Source organism: Methylophaga sp. UBA5088 (assembly GCF_002414625.1).
Lineage (GTDB): Bacteria > Pseudomonadota > Gammaproteobacteria > Nitrosococcales > Methylophagaceae > Methylophaga > Methylophaga marina.
Window position 1 is genome coordinate 23,299 of the sequence record NZ_DIAC01000131.1, and the last position, 4,753, is coordinate 28,051.

Below are 4,753 nucleotides of genomic sequence, written 5' to 3' on the forward strand. Positions count from 1 at the left end.
ACTAAATAATATTGAGAACCCCAAACATTTACAGCCTGGCACCAGAATCCGAGTACCGCTAGCCTGGATTCGTAGCAATCCGGTTGCTGCAAAAATTATCTCCATTACCGGCAGCGCTGAAATTCAACGTGCCAGAAGCTCGACAACGGAGCCAGCAAAAGTCGGATCGTTAATGCAGCTTGGTGATCAACTATCGACAGCGGATGACAGTAGTGTGGCTATCGAGTTTGCCGATAAATCGGTGTTATCACTTCATGAGAATAGTCTTGTGCATTTTGACCATTTAAGTGCTCATGGTGTCACCGGCATGGTCGATTCCAGACTGAACTTGTTAAAAGGCCGTATGGACACAAAAGTCACGCCTGCTGTGGGGCCTGGTTCACGATTTGAAATTGAAACACCCTCTGCTATTAGTGCTGTTCGAGGTACGGTTTACCGAGCATTGGTGATGGATAATGGCGATAAGTCGAATATAGAAGTCTTACACGGGAAGGTCGCTGTTTCAGGCGCCAACAAGCAATTACTGGTGAACAAAGGTTATGGAACCCAAGTTGCCACTGGTCAACCACCTTTGCCGCCAAAAGCACTTTTGCCTGCGCCCATTTTTGAGCCAATTCCTGACACCATCACTGAAATCAATTGGCGATTAGCCTGGTCAGAAGTTGCTGGGGCAAAAGCCTATCGAGTTGAAGTAGCGACAGAAAATGATTTTGACACCTTGGTTTGGGAAGGCATCACTGAATACAATCGTGCTGCTTTTCCCGATCTGCTCGATGGCCACTACGCTGTCCGCGTTCGTGCCATTGACTCACTGGGGCTTGAGGGCATTAATCAGCAGGCCATGATTCAGCTTAATGCTCAGCCGCAACCACCGATTGCATTGAAACCGGTAGATCAGCAGGTTTTCCGTGAGCAGTCGCCCAGCTTACAATGGACAGCAGCGGATAATGCTAAAGCCTATCGCCTTGAAATCGCAGCTGATGACAAGTTCACCCAGCCGCTATTGGACAAAACGCTCAGTGATTCAGAATTTGATACTGCCTCTTTATCAGCATTGGGATATTACTACTGGCGTTTATCCAGTATTGCTAGTGACGGTGAAGTTGGGCCTGTCGGACCAGCACGTTCGTATCAAATCAAACCGATTCCTGAGAAAGTTGAAGCGGCTGTCTCGGCAGAAGAGAGTGGTCAGTTAGTCGCTAGCTGGAATGTTGGGATGGGCCAACCCAATTATCGTGTGCAAATTGCAAATGATAAGGCATTCAATGACATCATTATTGATGAAACAATTGATAAAGCTGAATATGCATTTGAACCGTTTAAGGGGGATGAACGCTATCTTCGTGTCAAGAGTATTGAGCAGGATGGCTACGAAGGACCATGGGGTTCGACACAAACTATCCAGCCTCTGCCTGAAGAACCAGTGAACTACTGGCCTTTGGGTATGTGGACTATCTTTACCATTATTCTTATCTAATACTGTGAGGCTTTCTGACTCTCATCGTAGTTGGATTATTGGCTCATTTTTAGTTCTTTTTTTTGTTGCAGCAGGGTTTTTCTTATCTGAGAAAAAAACACTGCAACGATTAGACTTGCTGATTTATGACGTGATGCTGCCTTTGCATTCACCGAAAATGAGTGAGCAAATTGTGATTATTGCTATTGATGATGCCAGCATACGGGCATTAGGAAGGTGGCCTTGGTCGCGTCACCAGCATGCGAAATTACTCCAAGAACTTCAAAAAATGTCGCCAAAAGCTATTGGCATTGATTTGATCTTTTCTGAGCCTGAAATCAACAGTAATGCTGATCAGTCTCTCGCTCAGGCTATGCTTCAGAATCAACACACGGTGCTAGTGGTGGCGCCCATCAAAGAAACCTCTGATTCTCTGATTGTTGAACGTTTACCCATTCCCTTATTAGCGTCAGCCGCAGCGGCTCTGGGGCATGTTGATGTGGAATTGGATATTGACGGTACTAATCGTCATTTTTATCTATATGCAGGACTGGGGAATCCCCACTGGCCTAATGTTGCGTTGGCTATGCTTAAAGTGGGGAAGGATGCGGGTGATTATGGCTCGCCAAGTCAGCCCGTGAGTGAGTACTCGGTAGCAGGTTGGGTACGAAGTCATAAGATGATGTTGTCATTTACTTCCGCTGACAATCTCGCCAAACGTATTTCTTTCAAAGATGTGCTGGAGGGGCGTGTCGACCCTGAGCTTATCAGGGACAAGTATGTATTAATAGGCGCAACATCAGCAGGCATCGGTGACATGATTTCAACACCAGCCAGTCGTTCTCATCAACGTATGCCAGGGGTTGAGATTATTTCTCAGGAGATGAATACACTTTTACAAGGTTCACACTTGTATGAGTTATCGCCGTCCATGCAGTCCGGCATAACCATACTGCTGATTATAGTAAGTGTGGGTGCTATCGTCCTGTCACCACTACGATATTCATTGATAACAGCCGTTTCTGGCCTCATATTCATTCTCAGTTGTTCCTTGTTTTTATTGTTGGTTTACAAACTATGGTTTGCTCCAGCGACAGCATTCATTTTGACAGCCATCGCCTGGCCTTTATGGACTGTCTGGCAAAACCGTATGTCGGATCGTTTTATTGAAAAACTGATTGTTCAGTTAGATGCACAAGCTAGACAGCATATTATTACCGGCTTACCCAATCACATTACGTTGCAGGAAGAGCTATACAAACTAGGCACGCTCGACCAACCGGCCAAATTAACCGCTTTGATCATTATTCATGTGAATAAGCATGAATCAGCGATAAGTGTGATTCACCGTGCAATTGGTGACTCCTTACTGGTAGTAATAGCCGACCGTATTAAAGCGGCTGTAGGAGATGATGTCTTTGTAGCGCATTTAGAAGAAGACGATTTTGCAATTTTACTCTCTGGACAAAGCGATCTTGCCTCTATTCAACAATCAGCGAATGCTTTATTAGCTCAAATTCAAACCCCTTTTCATTACCTGGATGAAGAAATTGTGCTGTCGCCGAATATGGGTATCAGTGTCTGGCCAATGGATAGCAGAGATAGCTCGGAACTACTTCGCAAAGCGTTCACCGCGATGTTTAAATCCAGGATGGATGAGTCTTTACCGATTTGTCTCTACACGGCCGATATCGGTGAAGAAATACAAGCCCGGGTCGAGCTGGAAAAAGCGATGACAGGGGCATTAGAGAGGAACGAATTCCAACTCTGCTATCAACCTCAAGTGGAAGCCAGCTCAGGAAAGATAATCGGAGCAGAAGCCTTACTACGCTGGCATAGTCCAGACTTAGGACCAATTGGACCTGAGACTTTTATACCGGTTGCAGAACAGTCAGGATTGATTAATTCTCTGGGTGAATTCGTCCTTAGAAAAGCCTGTGACGATCTTAAGCTGATGAAAGAAGCCGGACTGGAACATATACGCATTGCTGTGAATTTATCACCATTACAGTTTGCCAATATGTCGCTTGCTGATGATATTGCCGAGATATTAAAAAGTAGCCATATTGAGCCCTCAAGACTGGAGCTTGAAGTCACTGAAAGCACGCTGATGCGAAATATGAATACCGCCGTTGAAGCGATGATGAATATTAAAAAACATGGTATGAGTTTGGCGATTGATGACTTTGGTACAGGTTACTCGTCACTCAAACACCTACAACTGTTTCCACTGGACTGCTTGAAAATCGACAAGTGTTTCACTCGTGATATTGAAGATAAAAGTTCACTTGAAATTACCTTGTCGGTTATTGACCTGGCTAAACGACTCAATCTTCGTATTATTGCTGAAGGGGTTGAGACAGATGCACAGGCAAAATTCTTCCGTCTGCATCGCTGTGATGAGTTGCAAGGCTATTTATTCAGTAAACCGATTCCGGCGCAAGCGTTGATTGAACTGATGAAAGAGCAAGCTGAGGTTGCTTAGTCAGACAGAGGTGTTTTAAGCGACTCCATATGTTTTGTAGTCCATGATTTTATGGATATGTTCGGCGTTTGTTTTGATTTCTATGCTCACTTCTTTTTTCCTCTGAACCATTCTGATTTCTTCCTGTCACTTAACTGATTGTGCTAATACAAGCATTTTGGCACTATCTAATAGGTTGAATATAAAGCTGAAACACAAAACTGTTTTAGCTTTATTTCAATTCAAGAGAGAGAAATTTTATTAACTATAACAAGAGGAAAAGTGTTGCATGTCTAATGAAAACAACAAGACTTCACTGCCACACTGGGCAAGTATCCTCGGTGTTGTCGCGATTATGCTCGGTGTCTTTCTGACGGCTGTGCATGGTAATGAGGCGATGAAACAGGCCGTGGTGACCAGCAATATGCCAGCAGATGGTGTGATGCCGGCAGCTGACTGTCCAGAGGAAGAGCTGGAAGAGGAGGGGATTACCATCGCTGAATGTGAATACCTCATTGAGCATGTCAAAGGCGTGGCTTTAGCAGCGCCAGACTGGTTCCCGAATGTGCAAATGACACTGGCTGGTATTGGGGCTGTGTTGGCATTTATTTCTGTCATCATCGGTGGCGCCTTAGTGAATTACACGCCATGGGCATCGAAAGCGGCGATTGTCGTCTTTAGTGGTCTCGCAGCCATTGATTTATTGCAGTTTGCTGCTGTAGTCAATACAGGACCAACGCTACGTGAAGTGTATCTGGGCGGTATTTTGCTCTGGTTCATTCTGCATTTAATGTTAGTCGTGGGTACATTAGCTGGCAGACACAGTGAAGCCA

3 protein-coding genes are annotated in these 4,753 nt (G+C 44.9%); all 3 read left to right on the plus strand.

Annotated elements, in window-relative coordinates:
* Nucleotides 1-1,477: FecR family protein (locus B4K20_RS16245; RefSeq protein WP_289283714.1), on the plus strand; the 1,477-nt coding region annotated here is incomplete at its 5' end.
* Nucleotides 1,478-1,481: 4 nt separating this feature from the next.
* Nucleotides 1,482-3,941, plus strand: coding sequence for an EAL domain-containing protein (locus B4K20_RS16250; protein ID WP_289283715.1), 2,460 nt, complete (start codon nt 1,482-1,484; stop codon nt 3,939-3,941).
* A 268-nt stretch (nt 3,942-4,209) separates the two neighbouring features.
* Nucleotides 4,210-4,753: hypothetical protein (locus tag B4K20_RS16255; protein ID WP_289283716.1), on the plus strand; the 544-nt coding region annotated here is incomplete at its 3' end.